This window comes from Streptomyces sp. NPDC044704, assembly GCF_056433525.1.
This window is the reverse complement of record NZ_JBWKGY010000007.1, coordinates 79,241-103,789: the sequence shown is the minus strand read 5'-3', so window position 1 is coordinate 103,789 and position 24,549 is coordinate 79,241. Positions and strand designations below refer to the sequence as shown.

The window sequence follows — 24,549 nt, the reverse complement described above, 5'->3', positions numbered from 1 at the left end:
TGCAGAAGGAGTCTGCGTTGAGTCCCACCCCCCAGAGGCGTGCCACCGCGGCCGGCGCGCTCGTCGCCGCGGCGGCACTGCTCGCCGTAGGCATACAGGCCGGCTCCGCCACCGCCGACGCCACCGCGTCGCAGGCCAGCACGGTCGCCCAGCCCAACCCGGGCGCGGCCAACCTCAAACTCAGCGCTTCGGAGCGTGCGACGCTCCTTGCCGAGGCCAACTCGACCACCGCGCAGGCGGCCAAGGCCCTGGGCCTCGGCGGCGGCGAGAAGCTGGTCGTCCGCGACGTCGTCAAGGACGCGGACGGCACCACGCACACCTCGTACGAGCGGACCTACGACGGTCTGCCCGTGCTCGGTGGTGACCTCACCGTCCACGCCAAGGGCGGCGTCACCAAGAGCGTGACCAAGGCGACCAACCACGAGATCAAGGTCGCGGACACCACCGCCTCGGTCACCCCGGCAGCCGCCGAGAGCCAGGCCGTGTCCGCCGCCAACGCCGAGGGCTCGAAGGAGGCCAAGGCCTCCAAGAACGCCCGCAAGGTGATCTGGGCGGCCGAGGGCGCCCCGGTCCTCGCGTTCGAGACCGTCGTCGGCGGCCTCCAGCACGACGGCACCCCGAACGAACTGCACGTGGTGACCAACGCCAAGACCGGCGCGAAGATCACCGAGTGGCAGGCCATCGAGACCGGCACCGGCAACACCATGTACAGCGGCCAGGTGACGCTCGGGAGCTCGCAGTCGGGCAGCACCTGGAACCTGACCGACGCCGCCCGCGGCAACCACAAGACGTACAACCTGAACCGCGGTTCGTCGGGCACCGGCACCCTCTTCTCGGGCCCGGACGACGTCTGGGGCAACGGCCAGCCGTCCAACCTGGAGACCGCCGCCGCGGACGCGCACTACGGCGCGGCCGTCACGTGGGACTACTACAAGAACGTGCACGGCCGCAACGGCCTGCGCAACGACGGCGTGGCCCCCTACAGCCGGGTCCACTACGGCAACAGCTACGTCAACGCGTTCTGGGACGACTCCTGCTTCTGCATGACGTACGGCGACGGCAGCGGCAACAACAAGCCGCTGACCTCCACCGACGTGGCGGCGCACGAGATGACCCACGGCCTCACCTCGGTCACCGGCAACATGACCTACAGCGGTGAGCCCGGCGGTCTGAACGAGGCGACCTCCGACATCTTCGCGGCCGCGGTCGAGTTCTACGCCGCCAACCCGCAGGACGTCGGCGACTACCTGGTCGGCGAGAAGATCGACATCAACGGCAACGGCACGCCGCTGCGCTACATGGACAAGCCGAGCAAGGACGGCTCGTCCAAGGACTCCTGGTACTCGGGTCTGGGCGGCATCGACGTCCACTACTCCTCGGGCCCGGCCAACCACTGGTACTACCTGGCCTCCGAGGGCTCCGGCGCCAAGGTGATCAACGGGGTCAGCTACGACTCCCCGACCGCGGACGGCCAGCCCGTCACCGCGATCGGCCGTGACGCCGCCTCGAAGATCTGGTTCCGCGCGCTGACGGTCGGCTACTTCAAGTCGAACACGAACTACGCCGCCGCCCGCACCGCCACCCTCCAGGCCGCCGCCGACCTGTACGGCCAGGGCTCGACCACGTACAACAACGCGGCCAACGCCTGGGCCGGCATCGCCGTCGGCGCCCGCATCCCGGTCGGCGTGAACGTCACCAACCCCGGCAACCAGAACACCGTCACGGGCAGCGCGGTGAGCCTGCAGATCCAGGCGAACAGCACGAACCCGGGCGCGCTGAGCTACGCGGCGACCGGCCTGCCGGCCGGCCTGTCGATCAACTCCTCCACCGGCCTGATCTCGGGCACGGCCTCCACCGCGGGCACGTCCAACGTGACCGTCACGGTGACCGACTCGCAGAGCAAGACCGGCACCGCGGCCTTCACCTGGACCGTCGGCACCTCGCAGCCGAGCGTGTTCGAGAACACGACCGACTACGCGATCGCGGACAACTCCACGGTCGAGTCGCCGATCACGGTGAACCGCACGGGCAACGCCTCCAGCGCCCTCAAGGTGGACGTCAACATCCTCCACACCTACGTCGGTGACCTGAAGGTCGACCTGGTCGCCCCCGACGGCTCCGTCTACAACCTGCGCAACCGCACCGGCGGCAGCGCGGACAACATCGTCCAGCAGTTCACCGTGAACGCCTCCTCCGAGGTCGCCCAGGGTGTCTGGAAGCTGCGCGTCGCCGACCTCGCCAGCGCCGACGTCGGCAAGATCGACAGCTGGAAGCTCACCTTCTGACCCCACCGGGGCCGATCGTGAACCAGAGCTGAACCGTCAGACACGGGGCCGCCCGGGAGAAGACCTCCCCGGGCGGCCCTGTCCCATGCGGCCCCCGCCGCGGGGGACCTGCGGCCCGCGGCGGCGGGACCTTCGGCGCTCCCCCGGGCACGGCGGCGGAGGGATAGTGGAATCCGGCGAACCTACGGAACCGTAGGTTCGAGTGATTCCGAGGACGTGTCCCATGCCCCAGCGCCCCGAGCCCCACAGCCGCGAGCCCCACAGCCCCGTGAACGCTCCCGCCGCACGGCGCCCCTGGCTGATCCAGGGCGGCATGGGCGTCGGCGTCTCCGGCTGGCGGCTCGCCCGGGCCGTGTCCGTGACCGGCCAGCTGGGCGTGGTCTCCGGGACCGCCCTGGACGTCGTACTGGCCCGCGTGCTCCAGACCGGAGACCCGGGCGGCCACGCCCGCCGCGCCCTGGCCGCGTTCCCGCTCCCCGAGCTCGCCCGGACCGCCCTCGACTGCTACTTCCGCGAAGGGGGCCTGCCCGACGACCGCACCCCGATGCGGACCAGCCCGCGCCTGCGCGCGAACGGCGGGTCCCCGGCGGAGGTCCTCACCGTCCTCGGCAACTTCGTCGAGGTCTGGCTCGCCAAGGAGGGACACGACGGTGTCATCGGCATCAACTACCTGGAGAAGATCCAGCTGGCCACCGCCCCCGCGATGTTCGGCGCGATCCTGGCAGGCGTCGACCACGTGCTCGTGGGCGCGGGAGTCCCCGGTCAGATCCCGGCCCTCGCCACGCGGCTGGCACGCTGCGAACCCTGCGTGACCCGGATCTCCGTCGAGGGCCAGGACGAACCCCTGGACCAGCTCTTCGACCCGGGCGCCCTGCTCGCCGGGCACCTGCCCGGCCCGCTGCGCCGCCCGGAGGTCCTCGCCATCGTGTCCCTGCCGGTACTGGCGGCCTACCTCGCCCGGGACGCCGCCACCCGCCCCGACGGCTTCGTCATCGAGACCAGCCAGGCCGGCGGCCACAGCGCCCCGCCGCGCGGACCGATGACCCTGGACGCGGCGGGCGAGCCGCTCTACGGTCCCCGCGACCACCCCGATCTCGCCAGAATGGCCGCGCTCGGGCTGCCGTTCTGGCTCGCGGGCGGACAGGCCTCCCCCGAGGCGCTGGCCGCCGCCCGGGCCGCCGGCGCCGCCGGGGTCCAGATCGGCAGCGCCTTCGCCCTGTGCGAGGAGTCCGGGATGGCCCGGCACCTGCGCGAGGAACTCCTCGGCCGGGCCCGCGCCGGCACCCTGACGGTCCGCAACGACCCGGGTGCCTCCCCCACCTCGTTCCCCTTCAAGGTGGCGCGGCTGCCGGGCACGGTCTCCGAGCCGGAGGTGTCCACCGCCCGGCGCCGGGTCTGCGACCTGGGTTTCCTGCGCACCCCCGTACGGGGTCCGCGCGGGCTCCTGTACCGGTGCGCGGCCGAGCCGGTGGCCGCGTACGTCCGCAAGGGCGGGGATCCGGCCACCGCCGAGGGCAAGCGGTGCCTGTGCAACGGCCTGCTGGCCACCATCGGCCTCGCGCAGCGACGGCCGGGCGGACGGACCGAACCCCCGATGGTGACGATCGGCAAGGACCTGTCCTTCCTGCCGCGCCTGTCCCCCGACGCCTCCCCCTACACGGCGGCGGACGTGGTGCGGTGGCTGGAGCCCGGAGCGCACGCGCGGTAGTACTGGCGGACGCACGGGGGCCCGGCACCCACGGGGGTACCGGGCCCTCGCGCCTACGTGTCCTGCGGGTCAGCCGATGGAGCGGAGGACCGAGCGGATGATCTCGTCCTCGTCGTAGTCGTGGTCGTCGCTGTTGTTGTCGTTGTCGTTGTCGTGGCGGCCGTGGTGGTGATCGTCCACCGGCTTGAAGAAGACGGAACGGACGTTCAGGTTCCGTGCCGAGTCACCGGGCTCCAGGATCTCCTGGGGCTGGCCGTTGCAGCTGCGGCCCTCGAAGAGCAGGGCCAGGGAGTCGGTGTCGTTCTCCACCTTGTAGGCCGGGTTGTTGCGCGTGCCCGGCAGCTGGTAGCAGGTGTCGTTGTCGGCGGGCTCGATGGTCCTGCTGCGCGAGTCGCCGTTGTCGTTGGTGTAGCGGTAGTGCAGCTCTCCGAGGGTGTCGTTGTCGTCGTGGTCGTTGGCCAGCGACGGGCCCGCCGTGGGAAGCACGAGGGCGAACGAGGCGAGGAGTACGGCTGCGGTGGTGCGAAGTCGCATGGGGGATCCGTTTCTCGGGTTCCTCGGATGCCACCGGTGGGCATCCGCGAGGCAGCGTAGGAGCGGACCCCTTTGCAGAAACGTTTCGCCATGCGTCGCGCGTTCGAAGGTTCACCCTCCCGGAGCGTGCCCGGGGCCATCCGCCCGCCCGTACGGCCCACCGCCCCGCCCCGCCGTGCGGGACGGGGCGGGACGGGGCGGTTTCCGGGCTCAGCGCAGGACCACGCCGCCCGGCGCCTCGGTGCTCACCGGGGACGCGACCAGCCCCAGTTCCGCCGGGGTGGCCAGCAACGGGTGCGCCGGCAGGACCCGCACGGTGTAGCCGAAGGGCCCCGTACGGTCGAGGGCGAGCGGGCCCTCGTACACCCAGCGCCCCTCCAGATCCGGACCGGCGGCGGGTTTCAGCGGGAAGCTCCGCCCGTCCCGGATCACGTCCTGCGCGTCCACCCGGCCGGCGACGGCCTGCACCTCCACGTCCTCGGGGGCGAGCGACTCCAGCGCCACCCGGACCCGCAGCGTGAGGGTCGCCCCCAGCTCCGCCGTGCCCCCGACGGGCGCCGCGGCGACCGCCTCCACGTGCTCGACGGCGACCCGCGGCCAGGCCGCCCGGACCCGGCCCTTCCACCAGGCGAGGTCCCGCGCCGCGTCGGCGGTGAGGGCCCGGTGGGACAGGGCGGCGGGCAGGTAGAGCCGTTCCACGTACTCGCGGACCATCCGCCCCGCGAGCACCTTCGGCCCCAGGGACACCAGGGTGCGGCGGACCATCTCGATCCACCGCACGGGCAGCCCCGTACGCCCGGTCCGGTCGTAGAACCGGGGGGCGACCCGGCCCTCGATCAGCTCGTAGAGGGCGCCGGCCTCCAGGTCGTCGCGCCGGTCCTCGTCGGTGCCGAGGCCGTCGGCCGTGGGGATGGCCCAGCCGAAGTCCGGCTCGAACCACTCGTCCCACCAGCCGTCCAGGACGGAGAGGTTGAGGCAGCCGTTGAGCGCGGCCTTCATGCCGCTGGTGCCGCAGGCCTCCAGCGGGCGCAGGGGGTTGTTCAGCCAGACGTCGCACCCCGGGTAGAGCTTCTGTGCCATGGCCATGCCGTAGTCCGGCAGGAAGACGATGCGGTGGCGCACCCGCGGGTCGTCCGCGAAGCGCACCAGCTCCTGGACGAGCCGCTTCCCGCCGTCGTCGGCCGGGTGCGCCTTGCCCGCGACGACGATCTGCACCGGCCGGTCCGGGTCCAGCAGCAGCCGGCGCAGCCGCTCGGGGTCGCGCAGCATCAGCGTGAGCCGCTTGTACGAGGGCACGCGCCGGGCGAAGCCGATGGTCAGCACGTCCGGGTCGAGCACGGAGTCGACCCAGCCCAGTTCCGCGTCCGCGGCGCCGCGCTGCTTCCAGGAGGCGCGCAGCCGGTCCCGTACCTCCTGGACCAGCTGCTCGCGCAGGGCCCGGCGGACGTCCCACACGTCCTGGTCGGCGATCTGCGCGACGGCGTCCCAGCGGGCGGAGCCGCCGACGGCGAGGGCGTCCTCGGTGCGCCCGGCGCCGATCTGGCGGGCGCCGAGCCGCATGACCTCGGGGGCCACCCAGGTCGGGGCGTGCACCCCGTTGGTCACGGACACGATGGGCACGTCGGTGGGGTCGAAGCCCGGCCAGAGCCCGGCGAACATGCCGCGGCTGACGGCGCCGTGGAGGGTGGAGACGCCGTTGGCCCGCTGGGCGAGGCGCAGTCCCATGACGGCCATGTTGAACACCCCGGGATCGCCCCCGGGGTACGACTCCGCGCCCAGTTCCAGGATCCGGTCGACGGGTACTCCGGCCAGTTCGGCGCCCTCGCCGAAGTGGCGGGCCACCAGGGACCGGTCGAAGCGGTCGATGCCGGCCGGGACGGGGGTGTGCGTGGTGAACACGGTCCCGGCGCGGACGGCTTCGACGGCGGCGTCGAAACCGAGGCCGCGCTCCCCTTCCAGTTCCCTTATGCGTTCGAGGCCGAGGAACCCGGCGTGACCCTCGTTGGTGTGGAAGACCTCGGGTCCGGGGTGTCCGGTGATCCGGCAGTACGTGCGCACCGCGCGCACGCCGCCGATGCCGAGCAGCATCTCCTGGAGGAGGCGGTGGTCGCTGCCGCCGCCGTAGAGGCGGTCGGTCACCTCGCGGGCGACGGCGTCGTTGTCCTCGACGTCGGAGTCGAGCAGGAGCAGCGGGACCCGGCCGACGCGGGCCTGCCAGACGTGGGCGTGCAGGGAGCGGCCGCCGGGGAGGGTGAGCGAGACCCGGGCGGGGGCGCCGTCCTCCTCGCGGAGCAGGGAGACGGGCAGTTCGTTGGGGTCGAGGACCGGATAGTGCTCCTGCTGCCAGCCGTCGCGGGAGAGGGACTGCCGGAAGTAGCCGTGGCGGTAGAGCAGTCCGACGCCGATGAGCGGGACGCCGAGGTCGCTGGCGGCCTTGAGGTGGTCGCCGGCGAGGATCCCGAGCCCGCCGGAGTACTGGGGGAGGGCGGCGGTGATCCCGAACTCGGGGGAGAAGTAGGCGATCCCGGCGGGCAGGTCCGCCGCGTTCTCCTGGCTCTGGTACCACCTCCCGCCGTGGAGGTAGTCATCGAGGTCGGCGACGGCGACGGCGAGGCGGCGCAGGAACCGCCGGTCGGCGGCGAGTTCCGCGAGCCGGGCGGCGGGCACGGTGCCGAGGAGGCGGACGGGGTCGCCGCCCGCCTCCTGCCAGCCCTCGGGGTCGACGGATTGGAAGAGTTCGCGGGTTTCCGTATGCCATGACCAGCGCAGGTTGCGGGCCAGTTCGGCGAGCGGCATCAGGGGTTCGGGGAGGACGGGGCGCACGGTGAATCGACGGATAGCCTTCACGTGTTCCACCTTCGCAGGGGATTGCGGATCGGAGCGGCCGCACCACGCTGTGCACCCGCGCATCGCCCCCGGAAGGCTAGCGGCGAAGCCCGCCCCCGGCCATGGCGCCCCGCACGGCGTCAGTGCGCGGGGCCGGTCGCCAGCAGGGCGTCCAGGCAGGGGTGGAGGGCCGGGGGCAGGGTGGTGCGGTCCAGGGCGCGCAGGGCCGCGCGGGCCGGGGGCGACAGGAAGCGGGCCAGCTGGAGCAGGGCGCCGAGTTCGGTCTCCAGGGCGGTCGGGTCCGGTTCGCGGGCGGCGGCGCGGGCCAGGGCGGCGCACAGCAGGGTGCCCGTCTCGGGGTCCCAGGAGTCGGGCCAGTCCGCGGTCCCGGCGGCGGCCAGTTCCCGGACCCGGGGGTCGGGTGCCCGCAGCAGGCGTACGTATTCCCGCGCGCGGGGGTCGGCTTCGAGGCGGTCCCACTCCCCCAGGGCCCGGGCCCCGGGCCCCGAGAGCAGCACCCGGGCCGAGGCGCCGGGGTCCAGCCGGTCGGCGGCGCGGCCGTAGAGCTCGATGCGCTCCAGCACCACCCAGGCGCCGAGCGGGGTGCGCAGGCTCAGGCCGGTGCGCGGTACCCCGCGCAGGCAGCGCACCACGGCCCGGGTCGCGGCGCCGACGGGCTCGACGGGCCCGGACACCTGGAGCCGGCCCGCCCGGGCGAGCACCCGGGCCAGCACGGGCGGCGGTTCCGTGAGCTGGGCGAGCCGGGTCAGGTCGGCGTCGTCGAGGCCGGTCTCCACGGACGGCAGGGCCTCCAGCTGCGCCGCCAGCGCGGCCGGGTCCCGCTCCTCGCGGACGGCCGTCACGAGCGCCGCGGCCAGCACCCGTTCGGCTTCCGGCCCCCACAGGGTGGCCGCGACCTCCCGCGCGGCGTCCTCGCGCAGCCGGGGGTCGGCCGCGTGGAGGCGCCGTACGAGGGGATATTCCTGCTGCTCCATCGGGCCCATGCCTGGCATTGTCCCGCCTGCGCACACCCGTGCGGAAAGGGTTGCGCACGCGCGGCGCGGGCCCTGGGGGGTGTCGTCCCGGTCCTGCCCGCCCGGCGGGGTCCGGCGGGCGGGGTCAGGCGTCGGTGGCCAGGCGGGCGTGGAGGTGCTCGTCGTGCCAGCCGTCGGCGTGCAGGAGGGCGCCGCGCATGGTGCCCTCCAGGGGGAAGCCGGCCTTGACGGCGACGGCGCAGGAAGCCGGGTTGGCCACGGAGTGGCAGATCCGCAGCCGGTGCAGGCCGACCTCGTCGAAGGCCCAGCGGCTCACCGCCGTGACGGCCTGCGGCATCACGCCCCGGCCGCGGCCGCCGGGCAGCAGCCAGTAGAGGAACTCCGCGTTCGCACCGCGCAGATCGATGTCGCCGAGGCCGATCAGCCCGACCGCCTCGCCCGGCTCGTGTCCCGGCCCGTGTCCCGGCCCGTGTCCCGGTCCGTCGACGGGCCCGTCGCCCGGTCCGTCGGGCCCGTCCGGGTGGGCCACCGCCCAGATCGCGCCTTCCTCCTCGGCCCAGCGCCGCTCCCACCCCGCGATCCGGGTGGCCGCCCCCTCGGGGGTCATCGGCTCCGGCCGGTTCCAGTGCCGGATGCCCGGGTCCCCGTACGAGCCGGCCAGCACCTGCGCGTCCGTCCGCCGCCAGGGCCGCAGCACCAGGCCGCAGGGCAGGGCGAACACCGGCTGCGGTGCCCGTGTCATCCGGCCCGCCGGCACGGGACCCGGTATCACTCCAGAGGCTGCCGGGACGGACGGGACGGAAGCGGTGTCGCTGTACATCGTTGGTTCCTCACTGACTTGACGGAGCATCGGCAGATGCCGATCCGGCCCTTTGTGCGCCACGTGCCACTACGTACGAGTAGTTAACCGGCAACGCGGATTGGGCGGGGTGCGAGTGGGGCAGGGCTCAGCGGGTACGCGCGGTACACGCACGGCGCACCCGCCCACCACCTTTCCCCGCCACCCGAGTGAACGCGGACAGGAGCGGCCATGCCCGCAGCCCAGCCGTCTTCCGAGCGGCTAGAAACAGAGCGAACAGAGCGTGCACTACCAGCCGTGATACCGGCTGGCCTGTTGTCACCGAGCCCTGCGAACTGCCCCCAGGTGATCCCATCATGATCGGTCGCATTCCCGTGCTGGACGTCCGCCCTGCCGTCGACTGCGGCGCCAGACCCGCCAAGGCGGTCGCGGACGAAGTCTTCGAGATCTCCGCCACCGTGTTCCGTGAGGGTCACGACGCCGTGGCCGCCCACGTCGTGCTGCGGGATCCCAGCGGGCGGCTGCGCCCGCCCGTCCCCCTCCGCGAGCTCGCCCCCGGCACCGACCGGTGGGGGGCCCGGATCTCCGCCGATACCGAGGGGAGGTGGACGTACACCGTCGAGGCGTGGAGCGATCCCGTCGCCACCTGGCGGGCCCACGCCGCGATCAAGATCCCGGCGGGCCTCGACACCGGCCTCATGCTGCTGGAGGGCGCCGAGCTCTACGAGCGGGCCGGCGCCAAGATTCCCAAGCGGGACGGCCGCGAGGCGGTGCTGTCCGCCGCCCGGGTCATGCGTGACGAGGACCGGCCCGCCGCCGAGCGGTACGCCGCCGCCCTCGCGCCCGCGGTGGACGCGGCGCTCGCGAAGCGCCCGTACCGGGAGCTGGTCAGCGCCGCCAAACCGCTGCCGCTGATCGTCGAACGCAAGCGCGCCCTCTTCGGTTCCTGGTACGAGATGTTCCCCCGCTCCGAGGGAGCGGTGCTGGAGCCGGGGTCGGCCCCCGTCAGCGGCACCTTCCGGACCGCCGCCGGCCGGCTGCCGGCGATCGCCGCCATGGGCTTCGACGTGGTGTACCTGCCACCCATCCACCCCATCGGCTCCACCTACCGCAAGGGCCCCAACAACACCTTGTCGGCTGGGAGTTGGGACCCGGGCGTGCCGTGGGCCATCGGCTCCACCGAGGGCGGCCACGACGCCGTCCACCCCGAGCTCGGCACCATCGAGGACTTCGACGCCTTCGTGGCCCGGGCCCGCGAGCTGGACATCGAGGTCGCGCTGGACTTCGCGCTCCAGTGCTCCCCCGACCACCCGTGGGTGGAGAAGCACCCGGAGTGGTTCCGGCACCGGGCCGACGGCACGATCGCGTACGCCGAGAACCCGCCGAAGAAGTACCAGGACATCTACCCGATCCACTTCGACGCCGACCTGGCCGGCATCGTCGAGGAGACCTGCCGGATCCTGCGGCACTGGATGGACCACGGCGTCCGCATCTTCCGGGTCGACAACCCGCACACCAAGCCGGTCGTCTTCTGGCAGAAGGTGATCGCGGACATCAACAAGTCCGACCCGGACGTGATCTTCCTGGCCGAGGCCTTCACCCGGCCGGCCATGATGCGGGCGCTGGCCGCCGTCGGGTTCCAGCAGTCGTACACGTACTTCACCTGGCGCAACACGAAGGCCGAGCTGACCGAGTACGTGACGGAGCTGGCCGGCGACCGCTCGGCGTCGGTGATGCGGCCGAACTTCTTCGTGAACACGCCCGACATCCTGCACGAGTACCTCCAGCACGGCGGCCGTCCCGCCTTCGAGGTCCGCGCCGTCCTCGCCGCCACCCTCTCCCCCACGTGGGGGGTCTACGCCGGCTACGAGCTCTGCGAGAACAGCCCGGCCAAGGAGGGCAGCGAGGAGTACCTGGACTCCGAGAAGTACGAGTTCCGGCCGCGCGACTGGGAGGCCGCCGACCGCGAGGGCCGCACCATCGCCCCGCTCATCACCACCCTGAACCGGGTGCGCCGGCGCAACCCCGCCCTCCAGCAGCTGCGGGACATCCACTTCCACCCGACCGACAACGAACAGGTGATCGCCTATTCGAAGCACGCCGGAGCCAATTCCGTACTGGTGGTCGTCAACCTCGATCCGCACCACACCCAGGAGGCGACGGTCTCGTTGGACATGCCGGTACTCGGCCTCGACTGGCACGGGTCCCTCGCGGTGCGCGACGAGCTCACCGGCGAGACCTATCACTGGGGCAGGGCGAACTACGTGCGCCTAGAGCCGGGCCGTACGCCCGCGCACGTACTGGCCGCTCTGCGACCGTCCCCGCCCACCGGAGGGTCACCCACCACATGATGATCAACGATCCCGTCCACGACACCTTCGAGGACACCCCCGCCAAGGACCGCGATCCAGACTGGTTCAAGCGGGCGGTCTTCTACGAGGTCCTCGTCCGCTCCTTCCACGACAGCAACGGCGACGGCGTGGGTGACCTCAAGGGGCTCACCGCCAAGCTGGACTACCTCCAGTGGCTGGGCGTCGACTGCCTCTGGCTGCCGCCGTTCTTCGCCTCGCCCCTGCGCGACGGGGGCTACGACGTCTCCGACTACACGTCCGTGCTCCCCGAGTTCGGCGACCTCGCCGACTTCGTGGAGTTCGTGGACGCGGCGCACACCCGCGGCATGCGGGTGATCATCGACTTCGTCATGAACCACACGAGCGATCAGCACGAGTGGTTCCAGCAGTCGCGCAAGGACCCGGACGGGCCGTACGGCGACTACTACATGTGGGCCGACAACGACAAGCAGTACCAGGACGCCCGCATCATCTTCGTCGACACCGAGACCTCGAACTGGACGTACGACCCCGTACGCAAGCAGTACTACTGGCACCGCTTCTTCTCGCACCAGCCGGACCTCAACTACGAGAACCCGGCCGTCGTCGAGGAGATCGTGTCCGCCCTGCGGTTCTGGCTGGACCTCGGCATCGACGGCTTCCGCCTCGACGCCGTGCCCTACCTGTACGCCGAGGAGGGCACCAACTGCGAGAACCTCCCCCGCACGCACACCCTCCTCAAGCGGGTCCGGGCGGAGATCGACGCGCACTACCCGGACACCGTCCTGCTCGCCGAGGCCAACCAGTGGCCCGAGGACGTCGTCGACTACTTCGGGGACTACGCGAAGGGCGGGGACGAGTGCCACATGGCGTTCCACTTCCCCGTCATGCCGCGCATCTTCATGGCCGTGCGAAGAGAATCGCGCTACCCCGTCTCCGAAATCCTGGCCAAGACCCCGGCGATCCCGGAGCGCTGCCAGTGGGGCATCTTCCTGCGCAACCACGACGAACTCACCCTCGAAATGGTCACGGACGAAGAGCGCGACTACATGTACGCCGAGTACGCCAAGGACCCGCGGATGCGGGCCAACATCGGCATCCGGCGCCGCCTCGCCCCGCTCCTGGACAACGACCGCAACCAGATCGAGCTGTTCACCGCCCTGCTGCTGTCCCTGCCCGGCTCGCCGATCCTCTACTACGGCGACGAGATCGGCATGGGGGACAACATCTGGCTGGGTGACCGCGACGGCGTCCGCACCCCGATGCAGTGGACCCCGGACCGCAACGCCGGTTTCTCCTCGTGCGATCCGGGCAGGCTGAACCTGCCGGTCATCATGGACCCGGTCTACGGGTACCAGGTCACCAATGTCGAGGCCGCGATGGCATCGCCCTCGTCACTGCTGCACTGGACCCGGCGGCTGATCGAGATCCGCAAGGCGAACCCCGCCTTCGGCCTCGGCTCGTACACCGAACTGCCTTCGTCCAACCCGGCGGTCCTCGCGTTCCTGCGCGAGTTCGGGGACGACCTGGTGCTGTGCGTGCACAACTTCTCGCGCTTCGCGCAGCCCACCGAGCTGGACCTGAGGTCGTTCAACGGGCGGGTCCCGGTGGAACTCACGGGTGACGTGCGGTTCCCGCCGATCGGTGAGTGGCCGTACCTGCTGACCCTGGCGGGACACGGCTTCTACTGGTTCCGGCTCCGCAGCGAACAACGGGGCGAACAACGCCCCGCCTGACGGGCCGAGTACGGGGCGGGCAACACGAACGGGTCAACGGCCCGCCCCTGTACGGATCATCCTGACCCGACACTCGCACATACCGGAGAAGCAACTGCCGCACATCCGGGACACTCTGCGCATTCTGTGACGGCCCGGGGAAAGGACGCGACGCCATGTCGGAGGCTGCATCCGCCCGGAGCCGGCTGACGGCCGACCGGGCCGCCGGGATCGGCCCGCTGGAACCGATGCTGAGGGCCTGGCTGCCCTCCCAGCGCTGGTTCGCGGGCAAGGGCCGCACCATCAGCAGGATCAGGGCCGTCTCCGCGGCCGAACTCCTGCCGCCGGGATCCACCCCCGGCCTGCTGCACCTGCTCCTCGACGTCGACGGGGACTGCTACCAGCTCCTGCTCGGCATCCGCCCGGCCCCGCTCCCACCCGCCCTCGCGCCCGCCCTGATCGGGCTCGCCGAGGACGGCCCGTACCGGGGCAAGGCGGTGTACGAGGCACTGGGCGACCCCCGGCTCGCCGCGATCCTGCTGGAGCGGCTGCGCTCCCCCGGCACCCTCGGCCCGCTCCGCTTCGACCGGGACCCGCAGGCCCCGGTCCCGGCCGGGCTGCTGCCCCGGCCGCTGTCCGGGGAGCAGACCAACTCCTCTCTCATCTACGGAGATTCGTTCATCCTCAAGGTGTTCCGCCGGGTCGGGCCCGGGGTCAACCCGGACCTGGAACTGCCCAGAGCGCTGGCCGCGGCCGGCTGCGCGCGGGTGCCCGCGCCCGTCGCCTGGTACGAGGCCGAGCTGCCCGGCGCCGAGCCCCTGACCCTGGGCGTGCTCCAGCCCTACCTGCGCGGCTCCGACGACGGCTGGCAACTGGCCCTGCGCCGCCTCGGCGCCGGGTCCGACTTCACCGCGGAGGCGCACGCCCTGGGCCGGGCCACCGCCGAGGTGCACAGCGCCCTCGCCTCCGCCCTGCCGACCCTCGCGCTGGGTCCCGAGCAGACCGCCCGGCTCGCCGCCGGGATGACCGCGCGGCTGGCCGCCACCGCCCGCGAGGTGCCCGCGCTCCAGCCGTACGAGGCGGGGCTGCGGGGTGCCTTCGACGCCCTGGCCGCCTCCCGGGGCGCGGGGGTCCCCGCCCAGCGCATCCACGGCGACCTGCACCTGGGCCAGACCCTGCGCACCGCCGACGGCACCTGGGCACTGATCGACTTCGAGGGGGAACCGGCCCGCTCGCTGGCCGACCGGCGCCGTCCCGAACCGGCGGTGCGCGACATCGCCGGGATACTGCGTTCCTTCGACTACGCCGCCCGCTCGCACCGGCCGTTCGCCCCCGCCTGGGCGGACGCCTGCCGGGCCGCCTTCTGCGAGGGCTACGCCCGCACCACCGGCCGGGACCCGCGCGAGGACCCCGTCCTGCTGCGCGCGTACGAGACCGACAAGGCGGTGTACGAGGCCCGCTACGAGTCCCGGCACCGCCCCGACTGGCTGCACGTCCCGATGGCGGCGATCCGCCGCCTGTCGGAACCCCAGCGGCCCGCGCACCGCGTGCCCCCGACCCCGCCCGCCCCCGGTTCCGTCTCCCCCCACCCCCATCCGAAGCCCCCGAGGAGGCCGCTCGCGTGAGCGCCGCACGACAGCCGTCACCCACCGTCCGCGACGAAGCCGCACCCGAAGCCGGAAGGAAGCCGCGGACCCCGCGGGCCCGGCGGGCCGCCCCGCCGCACGGGGTCCGGCCCGCGCCCGCGCTCGACGCGCAGGAACGCGCCCGGCTGCTGGAGGGCCGCCACCACGACCCGCACGGGGTGCTGGGCGCGCGCGCCCAGCGCGGCGGGGTGGCCTTCCGGGTGCTGCGCCCGTACGCGAAGGCCGTCACGATCCTCGCGAAGGGGCTGCGGACCGAGCTCTTCGACGACGGGGACGGACTGTTCTCCGGACTGCTGCCGCTGACCGGGGTGCCGGACTACCGGCTGCTGGTGACGTACGACAGCGACGAGGTGGAGGTCCACGACCCGTACCGGTTCCTGCCGACCCTGGGCGAACTGGACCTGCACCTGATCGGCGAGGGCCGGCACGAGGAGCTGTGGACGGCCCTCGGCTCGGAGCCGATGGAGCACCAGGGCGTGACGGGCACCCGGTTCACGGTGTGGGCGCCGAACGCCCAGGGGGTGCGGGTCACCGGGGACTTCTCGTACTGGGACCCGACCGCCTTCCCGATGCGCTCGCTCGGCTCGACCGGGGTGTGGGAGCTGTTCCTGCCGGGCGTGGGCGAGGGGACGCTGTACAAGTACGACATCACGCGCCCGGACGGCAGCCACACCCTGCGGGCCGACCCGATGGCCCGGTACGCGGAGGTGCCCCCGGCGAACGCCTCGGTGGTGACCGCCTCCCGGTACGAGTGGCAGGACGCGGACTGGATGGCGGCGCGCGGCGCGCGGCCCCCGCACCAGGCGCCGTTCTCGGTGTACGAGCTGCACCTGGCGTCCTGGCGGCCGGGGCTCAGCTACCGCCAGCTGGCCGAGCAGCTGCCCGCGTACGTCAAGGAGCTGGGCTTCACGCACGTGGAGCTGATGCCGGTCGCCGAGCATCCCTTCGGGGGTTCCTGGGGGTACCAGGTCACCGGTTTCTACGCGCCGACCTCGCGGATGGGCACCCCGGACGACTTCCGCTTCCTGGTGGACTCGCTGCACCGGGCGGGGATCGGGGTGATCGTCGACTGGGTGCCCGCGCACTTCCCGCGCGACGACTGGGCGCTCGCCGAGTTCGACGGACGGCCGCTGTACGAGCACCAGGACCCGCGCCGGGCCGCGCACCCGGACTGGGGGACGCTGGAGTTCGACTACGGGCGCAAGGAGGTCCGCAACTTCCTCGTCGCCAACGCCGTGTACTGGTGCCAGGAGTTCCACGTGGACGGGCTGCGCGTGGACGCGGTGGCCTCGATGCTGTACCTGGACTACTCGCGCGGTGAGGGCGAGTGGGCGCCGAACGAGCACGGCGGCCGGGAGAACCTGGACGCGGTGGCGCTGCTCCAGGAGATGAACGCGACCGTGTACCGGCGCTGCCCGGGCGTGGTGACGATCGCGGAGGAGTCCACGGCCTGGGACGGGGTGACGCGGCCGACGGACTCGGGCGGGCTGGGCTTCGGCCTGAAGTGGAACATGGGCTGGATGCACGACACCCTGCGGTACGTGTCGAAGGAGCCGGTGCACCGCAAGTACCACCACAACGACATGACCTTCGGGATGGTGTACGCGTTCAGCGAGAACTACGTGCTGCCGATCTCGCACGACGAGGTGGTGCACGGCAAGCGGTCGCTGGTGTCGAAGATGCCGGGCGACTGGTGGCAGCAGCGGGCCACGCACCGGGCGTACCTGGGCTTCATGTGGGCCCATCCGGGCAAGCAACTGCTGTTCATGGGGCAGGAGTTCGCGCAGGGTTCGGAGTGGTCGGAGAGGTACGGGCCGGACTGGTGGGTGCTGGACTCCTCGTATTCGGCGGCCGGTGACCACCGGGGCGTACGGGACCTGGTGCGCGACCTGAACCGCACGTACGGGGCGGCTCCGGCGCTGTGGGAGCGGGACACGGTGCCGGAGGGCTTCGCGTGGGTGGCGGGGGACGCCGCCGAGGACAACGTGCTGGCGTTCCTGCGGTTCGCGCAGGACGGTTCGCAGCTGCTGTGCGTCTCCAACTTCTCGCCGGTGGTCCGGCACGCCTACCGGATCGGGGTGCCGGAGGAGGTGCCCGCGTGGCGGGAGGTCCTCAACACCGACATGGAGGTGTACGGCGGGAGCGGCGTCCACCACTCCAAGCCGCTGCGGCCGGAGCCGGTGCCGGCCCAGGGCCGGGCGGCGAGCCTGCGGATGACGCTCCCGCCGATGGCGACGGTCTGGCTCAGGCCGTAGCGAGCCGGTCCTCCAGACGGTGCCGGGGTTGCGGTCCGCGTCGATGCGGGAGCGGTGCCGGCCCGTGCTGGTGGGGTTCACCGCCGACCGGTGCGGACCGGCGGTTTCGGGGCCCTCGCCACCCCCGTATGCGAGGGCCCCCACATGGATCACGTACGGGGTGGGCGGCGGGTTCAGGGTGTGTGACGGGGATCACTAGGCGGGAATGACCGGGCACCTGAAATGGAGTGGCCGGATCCGTACGCTGTGGATGGATCTTCAACCGATCCGATTACCGGACAGTCGCAGGGAAACCCGGTCAAAGCCCTTAACTCCATAGGACTTTCCTACGAGTTATGAGCTTGTTTGAACGGTTGGTAGTCGCCAAGCCTTGGCCACTTCTACCGTGTGCCCTGTGCACTCCAGCCCACCATTCAATGCCCCCGCCGCGCGTCGTCTGCGCGCGGCCCTGGGCATGGCTCCCGGTCATGTCGCCTATGGCCTCAAGGCCCAGTACGGACTGCTCGTCGCGCCCGAGACCGTGATGGCCTGGGAGCGGGGCGAACAGTCGCCCAGCTCGACCGAGCTCACGGCCCTCGCCGGCGTGCTCTGGTGTTCTCCCGGGGAGCTGCTCGCCGAGCCGGTCACCCTGCGGGAACACCGCGTGGCCCGCGGTCTGGACCCCGAGGACCTGGCCCGCCGGATCGGGCTCGACGCGAACGCCTACCAGAAGATGGAGGACACCGGACGCTGGAAGGGCAACGAGCGGCAGTCGGCCGCCCTGGCCTCGGTGCTCGGGCTGACGCTGGCGCAGTACGTGACGGCGACCGGCCGGCACGAGGAGCTCGCCGGCCTGCTCCGCAGCGCGGTGACCACCCGCTGGCAGGCGTACGTGAAACCGCTCGCCAAGCTGCTGCCGGTGCCCAAGGCCCACCTGGAACGGGCCCTGGAGATCCTGCACGGCGACTACCAGTCCCGGATGGTGGCGACCCTCAGCTGGGGCGGCGGCGCGGGGACGGCCGGGCGCGGGGACTCCGGCCGGGAGTTCCTCGCGGAGATCACCGACCGGTTCTGGGCCCTGATCGGCGGTGCGGGTTAGGGCGCGCCCGGTCCGGGCCCCCGGGGACGCGCGACGGCCCCGGGCGCTCCGCGGGGGAAGCGCACCGGGGCCGTTCGGCGCGCGAAAAGGGGCCGGAAGTCCCGGCCGGGAGGGCCTGCCACCCCCGGTCAGAAGACCGACTCGGCCTCGTACATCCGCTCCTCGGGGACGGTCTTCAGCTCGGTGACGGCCGAGGCGAGCGGGGCCATCACGATGTCGGTGCCGCGCAGCGCGGTCATGTTGCCGAACTCGCCGCGGTGGACGGCCTCGACGGCGTGCCAGCCGAACCGGGTCGCGAGGACGCGGTCGTAGGCGGTCGGGGTGCCGCCGCGCTGGACGTGGCCGAGGATGACCGGGCGGGCCTCCTTGCCGAGGCGGTGCTCCAGCTCGACCGCGAGGCGGTTGCCGATGCCGGCGAAGCGCTCGTGACCGTACTGGTCGATCGCGCCCTTCTCGTACGGCATGGAGCCCTCGGCGGGGTGGGCGCCCTCCGCCACGCAGACGACCGCGAACTTCTTGCCCCGGGCGAAGCGTTCCTCCACCATCTTCACCAGGGCGTCCACCTCGAAGGGGCGCTCCGGCAGACAGATGCCGTGGGCGCCGCCGGCCATGCCCGACTCCAGGGCGATCCAGCCGGCGTGGCGGCCCATGACCTCGACGACCATCACGCGCTGGTGCGATTCGGCGGTGGTCTTGAGCCGGTCGATGGCCTCGGTGGCGACCATGACGGCGGTGTCGAACCCGAAGGTGCGGTCCGTGGAGGAGATGTCGTTGTCGATGGTCTTCGGCACGCCGACGACGGGCATCCCGGCGTCCGACAGCATCCGGGCGGCGGTCAGGGTGCCCTCGCCGCCGATCGGGATGAGCGCGTCGATCTCGTACCGCCGGGCCAATTCGGCCGCGTTCTCGGCGGCTTCGTGGAGGCGGGCCCGCTCCATGCGGGCGGAGCCGAGGATCGTGCCGCCGCGGGCGAGGATGCCACTGACGGCGTTGATGTCGAGGGGGCGGTAGTGGCCGTCGAGCAGGCCCTTGAAGCCGTCCTCGAAGCCGATGACCTCGTCCCCGTGACCGACCACGGCACGGTGTACGACCGACCGGATGACAGCGTTCAGGCCCGGGCAGTCGCCGCCTGCGGTGAGAACTCCGATACGCATCGTGCTGTGTCTCCTGCTCCTGGTCGTACCTGGCCGTACGCGTGCGGGCGGACAGCCGTACATATGAAGGGCGTATTGATGACGCCTGTCCGATTGTTCCACGGGCCCGGGGGGCCCCGCTCTTCGCGGGACTCCGCCCACAGGGCCTTTCGGCCCCCCTTCCGGGCCCTTGTTCCGGGGGGCGCCCTATCCATCGGCGGAGGTATTGTCAAGAGGTCAAGCCCACCCTAACCGGGATGAACGACTCGAAGATCCGCCCGCCACACGGTGGGGCGCCACGACCACAGACCAAGGACGGAGAGCACGCGTGACGCGCAGCGTGTACGTGACCGGTATCGAGCGGGGGGACGGCCGACAGGTCGTCGAGTTGGGAATCATGGAGCTCCTGACCCGCCAGACAGGCCGGGTCGGCGTCTACCGCCCCCTGCTCCACGACAGCCCGGACCGGCTCTTCGACCTGCTCAAGGCCCGCTACCGGATCGAGCAGGACGCGGCCACGGCCTACGGCATGGAGTACCAGGAAGCCTCCGCCATCCTGGCCGAGAAGGGTACCGACGAACTGGTCTCCCGGCTCGTCGACCGGTTCCACCGGGTGGCCCGCGACTACGAGGTCATGCTGGTCCTCGGCACCGACTACGCCGACACCAACCTCCCCGACGAGCTGGCGCTGAACGCCCGCCTCGCCAACGAGCTCGGCGCGGTCGTCGTCCCCGTCGTGGGCGGCACCAAGCACCCCGCCGAGGCCGTGCGCGCCGAGACCCGCAACGCCTACCGCGCGTACGAGAGCCTGGGCTGCCACGTGGTCGCGATGGTCGTCAACCGGGTGGCCGCCGAGGACCGGGACCTCATAGCCGAGCGGCTGGCCGCCCGGCTCCCCGTCCCCTGCTACGTGCTGCCGGACGACAAGTCCCTTTCCGCCCCGACCGTCGCCCAGATCACCCGGGCGCTCGGCGGCGAGGTGCTCCTCGGCGACGACGCCGGGCTGGCGCGCGACGCCGTCGACTTCGTGTTCGGCGGCGCCATGCTGCCGAACTTCCTGAACGCCCTGACCCCCGGCTGCCTGGTGGTCACCCCCGGGGACCGCTCCGACCTGGTCATCGGCGCGCTCGCCGCGCACACCTCCGGCACACCGCCCATCGCCGGCGTGCTGCTGACCCTGAACGAGCGCCCCGGCAAGGACATCCTGACGCTGGCCTCGAAGCTGGCGCCCGGCACGCCCGTCGTCTCGGTGGCCGGCAACAGCTTCCCGACCGCCGCCGAACTCTTCTCGTTGCAGAGCCGCCTGAACTCCGCGACCCCGCGCAAGCTGGAGACCGCGCTGGGCCTCTTCGAGCGGCACGTGGACACCACCGAGCTGCGCGGCCTGCTGTCGGTGGCCCGCTCGGAGCGGGTCACGCCGATGATGTTCGAGCACGAGCTGCTGGAGCGGGCCCGCTCCGAGCGGCGCCGCGTGGTCCTGCCCGAGGGCACCGAGGAGCGCGTGCTGCGCGCCGCGGACGTGGTGCTGCGCCGCGGGGTCTGCGACCTGACCCTGCTGGGCCAGGAACCGGCGATCCTGAAGAAGGCGGCCGACCTGGGCATCGACATCTCGGGCGCGCAGCTGATCGACCCGGCGACCTCCCCCCTGCGGGAACGGTTCGCCGAGTACTACGCGAAGGCCCGCGCCCACAAGGGCATGACCGTCGAGCTGGCCAACGACGTGGTCACCGACGTGAATTACTTCGGCACCCTGATGGTCCAGGAAGGACTCGCCGACGGCATGGTCTCCGGCTCGGTGCACTCCACCGCCGCGACCATCCGCCCCGCCTTCGAGATCATCAAGACCAAGCCCGAGGCGTCGATCGTCTCCTCGGTCTTCTTCATGTGCCTGGCCGACAAGGTCCTCGTCTACGGAGACTGCGCGGTCAACCCGGACCCCGACGCCGAGCAGCTCGCGGACATCGCCGTGCAGTCCGCCGCCACGGCCGCGGCCTTCGGCGTCGAGCCGCGGATCGCGATGCTCTCGTACTCCACCGGCACCTCCGGCTCCGGGGCGGACGTGGACAAGGTCCGCAAGGCCACCGAGATCGTCCGCGCGCAGCGTCCCGACCTGCTGATCGAGGGGCCGATCCAGTACGACGCCGCCGTGGAGCCCTCGGTCGCCGCGACGAAGCTGCCCGGGTCCGAGGTGGCCGGCCGGGCGACGGTGCTGATCTTCCCCGACCTCAACACGGGCAACAACACGTACAAGGCCGTGCAGCGTTCGGCGGGCGCCGTGGCGGTCGGCCCGGTGCTCCAGGGCCTGCGCAAGCCGGTCAACGACCTCTCGCGCGGCGCGCTGGTGCAGGACATCGTCACGACCGTCGCGATCACCGCGATCCAGTCCCAGACGCAGGGCACCGCCGCGCCCACCGCCTGATCCCGGCCCCTCCCGCCCGCATCCCCCCACCGACCGCGACAAGGAAAGACCCTCATCGTGACCGCATCGCGCGTACTCGTCCTCAACTCCGGCTCCTCGTCGGTGAAGTACCAGCTCCTCGACATGGCGGACCGGTCCCGGCTGGCCGCCGGCCTGGTGGAGCGCATCGGCGAGGAGACCTCCCGGCTCACCCACGAGCCGCTGACCGGCCCCGGCGCCGCGGGCGGGAAGCGCGAGCGGCTCGGCCCGATCGCCGACCACGGGGACGCGCTGAAGGCGGTGGCGGCGGAACTGGCCGCCGACGGGATGGGCCTGGACTCCCCCGAACTGGCCGCCGTCGGCCACCGGGTGGTGCACGGCGGCACCCGCTTCACCGCGCCGACGGTCATCGACGACGAGGTGCTGGCGGAGATCCGCAGCCTGATCCCGCTGGCCCCGCTGCACAACCCGGCGAACGTCACCGGCATCGAGGTGGCGCGCGCGCTGCGCCCGGACATCCCGCAGGTCGCGGTCTTCGACACGGCCTTCCACGCGACGATGCCGGAGCACGTGGCGCGGTACGCGATCGACGCGGCCACGGCCGACAAGTACGCCATCCGGCGGTACGGCTTCCACGGCACCTCCCACGCCTACGTCTCCCGGGCCGCGGCCGCGCTGCTCGGCAAGCCGGTGGAGGACGTGAACGTGATCGTGCTCCACCTGGGCAACGGCGCCTCCGCCTCGGCCGTGCGGGGCGGGGTGTGCGTGGAGACCTCCATGGGCCTGACCCCGCTGGAGGGCCTGGTCATGGGGACCCGTTCGGGCGACCTGGACCCGGCGGTGATCTTCCACCTGGCCCGCGTGGGCGGCCTGTCGATCGACGAGATCGACTCGCTGCTCAACAAGAAGAGCGGTCTGCTGGGTCTGTGCGGCGACAACGACATGCGCGAGGTGCAGCGGCGGGCGGACGGGGGCGACGCCGCGGCCCGGCTGGCCCTGGCCGCGTACGTGCACCGGCTGAAGAAGTACATCGGCGCCTACACGGCGGTGCTGGGCCGGGTGGACGCGGTGGTGTTCACCGCCGGCGTCGGCGAGAACGCGTCCGCGGTCCGGGAGGCCGCGGTGGCGGGACTGGAGGAGCTGGGGCTCGCGCTGGACCTGGAGGCCAACGCGGCGCGGTCCTCCGAGCCCCGGCTGGTGTCGGCGGAGTACGCCCGGGTGGCCGTGGCCGTGGTCCCGACGGATGAGGAACTGGAGATCGCCACCCAGGCGTACGCGCTGGTTACCCACTAGTCACTTGGACTTTCCACCAGACGGAATATTCCGCTACGAAACAAACGGATAGGATCCGCTCCATGCGCCGTTCCAAAATCGTCTGCACGCTGGGCCCCGCCGTCGACTCGTATGAGCAGCTGAAAGCGCTCATCGAGGCAGGCATGAACGTGGCCCGATTCAACTTCAGCCACGGATCCCAGGCAGAACACCAGGAGCGGTACGACCGCGTCCGGAAGGTCTCCGAGGACACCGGGCGTGCCGTCGGCGTCCTCGCCGACCTCCAGGGTCCGAAGATCCGTCTGGAAACCTTCGCCGAGGGTCCCGTCGAGCTGGTGCGCGGTGACGAGTTCACCATCACCACCGAGGACGTCCCGGGCGACAAGTCCATCTGCGGCACCACCTACAAGGGTCTCCCGGGTGACGTCACCAAGGGCGACCAGGTCCTGATCAACGACGGCAACGTCGAGCTCCGCGTGACCGAGGTCGAGGGCCCCCGGGTCAAGACCATCGTCATCGAGGGCGGTGTCATCTCGGACCACAAGGGCATCAACCTCCCGGGTGCCGCCGTGAACGTCCCCGCCCTGTCGGAGAAGGACGTCGACGACCTGCGGTTCGCCCTGCGGATGGGCTGCGACATGGTCGCCCTGTCCTTCGTCCGCGACGCCAACGACGTCAAGGACGTCCACAAGGTCATGGACGAGGAGGGCCGCCGGGTCCCCGTCATCGCCAAGGTCGAGAAGCCGCAGGCCGTCGAGAACATGGCCGCCGTGGTGGACGCCTTCGACGCCGTCATGGTGGCCCGTGGCGACCTGGCCGTCGAGTACCCGCTCGAAAAGGTCCCGATGGTCCAGAAGCGGCTCATCGAGATGTGCCGCCGCAACGCCAAGCCGGTGATCGTCGCGACCCAGATGATGGAGTCGATGATCACCAACTCGCGTCCGACGCGCGCGGAGGCCTCCGACGTCGCCAACGCGATCCTCGACGGCGCCGACGCGGTCATGCTGTCCGCCGAGTCCTCGGTCGGCGCCTACCCGATCGAGACCGTCAAGACGATGTCGAAGATCGTCACGGCGGCCGAGGAGGAGCTCCTGTCCAAGGGCCTCCAGCCCCTGGTCCCGGGCAAGAAGCCCCGTACCCAGGGCGGCTCCGTCGCCCGCGCGGCCTGCGAGATCGCGGACTTCCTCGACGGCAAGGCGCTCATCGCCTTCACCCAGTCCGGGGACACGGCCCGCCGGCTGTCGCGCTACCGCGCCACCCAGCCGATCCTGGCCTTCACCACGGACGTCAACACCCGCAACCAGCTCACGCTGAGCTGGGGCGTCGAGTCCTACGTCGTCCCGCACGTGGACAACACGGACGCGATGGTCGACCTGGTCGACGGCGAGGTGCACAAGCTGAGCCGCTACAACGAGGGCGACACCATGGTCATCACCGCCGGTTCGCCCCCCGGCGTCCCGGGCACCACCAACATGGTCCGGGTCCACCACCTGGGCGGGACCGCCGGCGCCTGACGCCACCGCGCGCGGCGTCAGCGTCATCACCGCGCGCACCGAACACTCTGCCGCACAGAGA

The 24,549-nt window shown here is 72.0% G+C and carries 15 protein-coding genes; 10 read left to right on the top strand and 5 right to left on the bottom strand.

Going from position 1 to position 24,549, the window contains the following annotated elements; translation table 11 throughout:
• Positions 1–17 precede the first annotated feature (17 nt).
• Together AC07B0_RS19240 and AC07B0_RS19235 are read left to right on the top strand one after the other, a co-directional pair.
• Positions 18–2,285, top strand: a complete 2,268-nt coding sequence (locus tag AC07B0_RS19240) for a M4 family metallopeptidase (protein ID WP_356882162.1) — start codon at positions 18–20, stop codon at positions 2,283–2,285.
• A gap of 223 nt (positions 2,286–2,508) precedes the next feature.
• Positions 2,509–3,993 (top strand): nitronate monooxygenase, encoded by a 1,485-nt coding sequence (locus tag AC07B0_RS19235; RefSeq protein ID WP_478898631.1) that lies wholly within the window; start codon positions 2,509–2,511, stop codon positions 3,991–3,993.
• 69 nt (positions 3,994–4,062) lie between these two features.
• On the opposite strand, the gene AC07B0_RS19230 is transcribed toward AC07B0_RS19235, so the two are convergent.
• The 4 genes from AC07B0_RS19230 to AC07B0_RS19215 form a co-directional block, all read right to left on the bottom strand.
• Positions 4,063–4,527, bottom strand: a complete 465-nt coding sequence (locus AC07B0_RS19230) for a hypothetical protein (RefSeq protein ID WP_478898630.1) — start codon at positions 4,525–4,527, stop codon at positions 4,063–4,065.
• 210 nt (positions 4,528–4,737) lie between these two features.
• Complete coding sequence (gene glgP / locus AC07B0_RS19225; RefSeq protein WP_356882167.1) at positions 4,738–7,374, bottom strand: alpha-glucan family phosphorylase; 2,637 nt, start codon at positions 7,372–7,374, stop codon at positions 4,738–4,740.
• Positions 7,375–7,493: 119 nt separating this feature from the next.
• A complete protein-coding gene (locus AC07B0_RS19220) occupies positions 7,494–8,357 on the bottom strand; it encodes a hypothetical protein (RefSeq protein ID WP_478898629.1) in 864 nt (287 codons plus the stop codon).
• Positions 8,358–8,472: 115 nt separating this feature from the next.
• On the bottom strand, positions 8,473–9,090 hold the full coding sequence (locus tag AC07B0_RS19215; RefSeq protein ID WP_478898628.1) for a GNAT family N-acetyltransferase: 618 nt from the start codon (positions 9,088–9,090) through the stop codon (positions 8,473–8,475).
• Between the two features lie 413 nt (positions 9,091–9,503).
• Between AC07B0_RS19215 and AC07B0_RS19210 the strand changes: the two genes are divergently transcribed.
• The 5 genes from AC07B0_RS19210 (at position 9,504) to AC07B0_RS19190 (ending at position 18,171) form a co-directional block, all read left to right on the top strand.
• Positions 9,504–11,498 (top strand): alpha-1,4-glucan--maltose-1-phosphate maltosyltransferase, encoded by a 1,995-nt coding sequence (locus AC07B0_RS19210; protein WP_478898627.1) that lies wholly within the window; start codon positions 9,504–9,506, stop codon positions 11,496–11,498.
• The gene (gene treS / locus AC07B0_RS19205; protein WP_356882175.1) at positions 11,495–13,213 is read left to right on the top strand and encodes a maltose alpha-D-glucosyltransferase; all 1,719 of its coding nucleotides are present in this window, start codon (positions 11,495–11,497) and stop codon (positions 13,211–13,213) included. Before AC07B0_RS19210 ends, treS begins: the two co-directional genes overlap by 4 nt.
• 155 nt (positions 13,214–13,368) lie before the next feature.
• Positions 13,369–14,817 carry a maltokinase N-terminal cap-like domain-containing protein gene (locus AC07B0_RS19200; RefSeq protein ID WP_356882177.1) on the top strand — a complete coding sequence of 483 codons (1,449 nt, stop codon included), beginning with the start codon at positions 13,369–13,371 and terminating at the stop codon, positions 14,815–14,817.
• Entirely contained in the window at positions 14,814–17,093 is a 2,280-nt protein-coding gene (gene glgB, locus AC07B0_RS19195) for a 1,4-alpha-glucan branching enzyme (protein ID WP_356882179.1), read from the top strand. Before AC07B0_RS19200 ends, glgB begins: the two co-directional genes overlap by 4 nt.
• Positions 17,094–17,547: 454 nt before the next feature.
• The gene (locus AC07B0_RS19190) at positions 17,548–18,171 is read left to right on the top strand and encodes a helix-turn-helix domain-containing protein (protein WP_356882181.1); all 624 of its coding nucleotides are present in this window, start codon (positions 17,548–17,550) and stop codon (positions 18,169–18,171) included.
• Positions 18,172–18,299: 128 nt separating this feature from the next.
• Here the strand turns inward: AC07B0_RS19190 and AC07B0_RS19185 are convergent, their stop codons facing one another.
• Positions 18,300–19,325: an ATP-dependent 6-phosphofructokinase gene (locus AC07B0_RS19185; protein ID WP_356882183.1), complete on the bottom strand. Its 1,026-nt coding sequence runs from the start codon at positions 19,323–19,325 to the stop codon at positions 18,300–18,302.
• A gap of 307 nt (positions 19,326–19,632) precedes the next feature.
• Between AC07B0_RS19185 and pta the strand changes: the two genes are divergently transcribed.
• The 3 genes from pta to pyk all read left to right on the top strand — a co-directional run bounded on the left by pta (position 19,633) and on the right by pyk (position 24,488).
• Positions 19,633–21,723, top strand: a complete 2,091-nt coding sequence (pta, locus tag AC07B0_RS19180) for a phosphate acetyltransferase (RefSeq protein WP_469381573.1) — start codon at positions 19,633–19,635, stop codon at positions 21,721–21,723.
• A 57-nt stretch (positions 21,724–21,780) separates the two neighbouring features.
• Complete coding sequence (locus AC07B0_RS19175; protein ID WP_356882187.1) at positions 21,781–22,995, top strand: acetate kinase; 1,215 nt, start codon at positions 21,781–21,783, stop codon at positions 22,993–22,995.
• 62 nt (positions 22,996–23,057) lie between these two features.
• On the top strand, positions 23,058–24,488 hold the full coding sequence (gene pyk / locus AC07B0_RS19170) for a pyruvate kinase (protein ID WP_356882189.1): 1,431 nt from the start codon (positions 23,058–23,060) through the stop codon (positions 24,486–24,488).
• The last annotated feature ends 61 nt before the right edge of the window (positions 24,489–24,549 follow it).

What these genes read in the sequence shown, in the direction of transcription:
- AC07B0_RS19235 (WP_478898631.1), top strand. Translation starts at nt 2,509, where the DNA reads ATGCCCCAGCGCCCCGAGCCCCACAGCCGCGAGCCCCACAGCCCCGTG.
- AC07B0_RS19230 (WP_478898630.1), bottom strand. Translation starts at nt 4,527, where the DNA reads ATGCGACTTCGCACCACCGCAGCCGTACTCCTCGCCTCGTTCGCCCTC.
- AC07B0_RS19220 (WP_478898629.1), bottom strand. Translation starts at nt 8,357, where the DNA reads ATGGGCCCGATGGAGCAGCAGGAATATCCCCTCGTACGGCGCCTCCAC.
- AC07B0_RS19215 (WP_478898628.1), bottom strand. Translation starts at nt 9,090, where the DNA reads ATGACACGGGCACCGCAGCCGGTGTTCGCCCTGCCCTGCGGCCTGGTG.
- AC07B0_RS19210 (WP_478898627.1), top strand. Translation starts at nt 9,504, where the DNA reads ATGATCGGTCGCATTCCCGTGCTGGACGTCCGCCCTGCCGTCGACTGC.
- treS (WP_356882175.1), top strand. Translation starts at nt 11,495, where the DNA reads ATGATGATCAACGATCCCGTCCACGACACCTTCGAGGACACCCCCGCC.
- AC07B0_RS19200 (WP_356882177.1), top strand. Translation starts at nt 13,369, where the DNA reads ATGTCGGAGGCTGCATCCGCCCGGAGCCGGCTGACGGCCGACCGGGCC.
- AC07B0_RS19190 (WP_356882181.1), top strand. Translation starts at nt 17,548, where the DNA reads ATGGCTCCCGGTCATGTCGCCTATGGCCTCAAGGCCCAGTACGGACTG.
- AC07B0_RS19185 (WP_356882183.1), bottom strand. Translation starts at nt 19,325, where the DNA reads ATGCGTATCGGAGTTCTCACCGCAGGCGGCGACTGCCCGGGCCTGAAC.
- pyk (WP_356882189.1), top strand. Translation starts at nt 23,058, where the DNA reads ATGCGCCGTTCCAAAATCGTCTGCACGCTGGGCCCCGCCGTCGACTCG.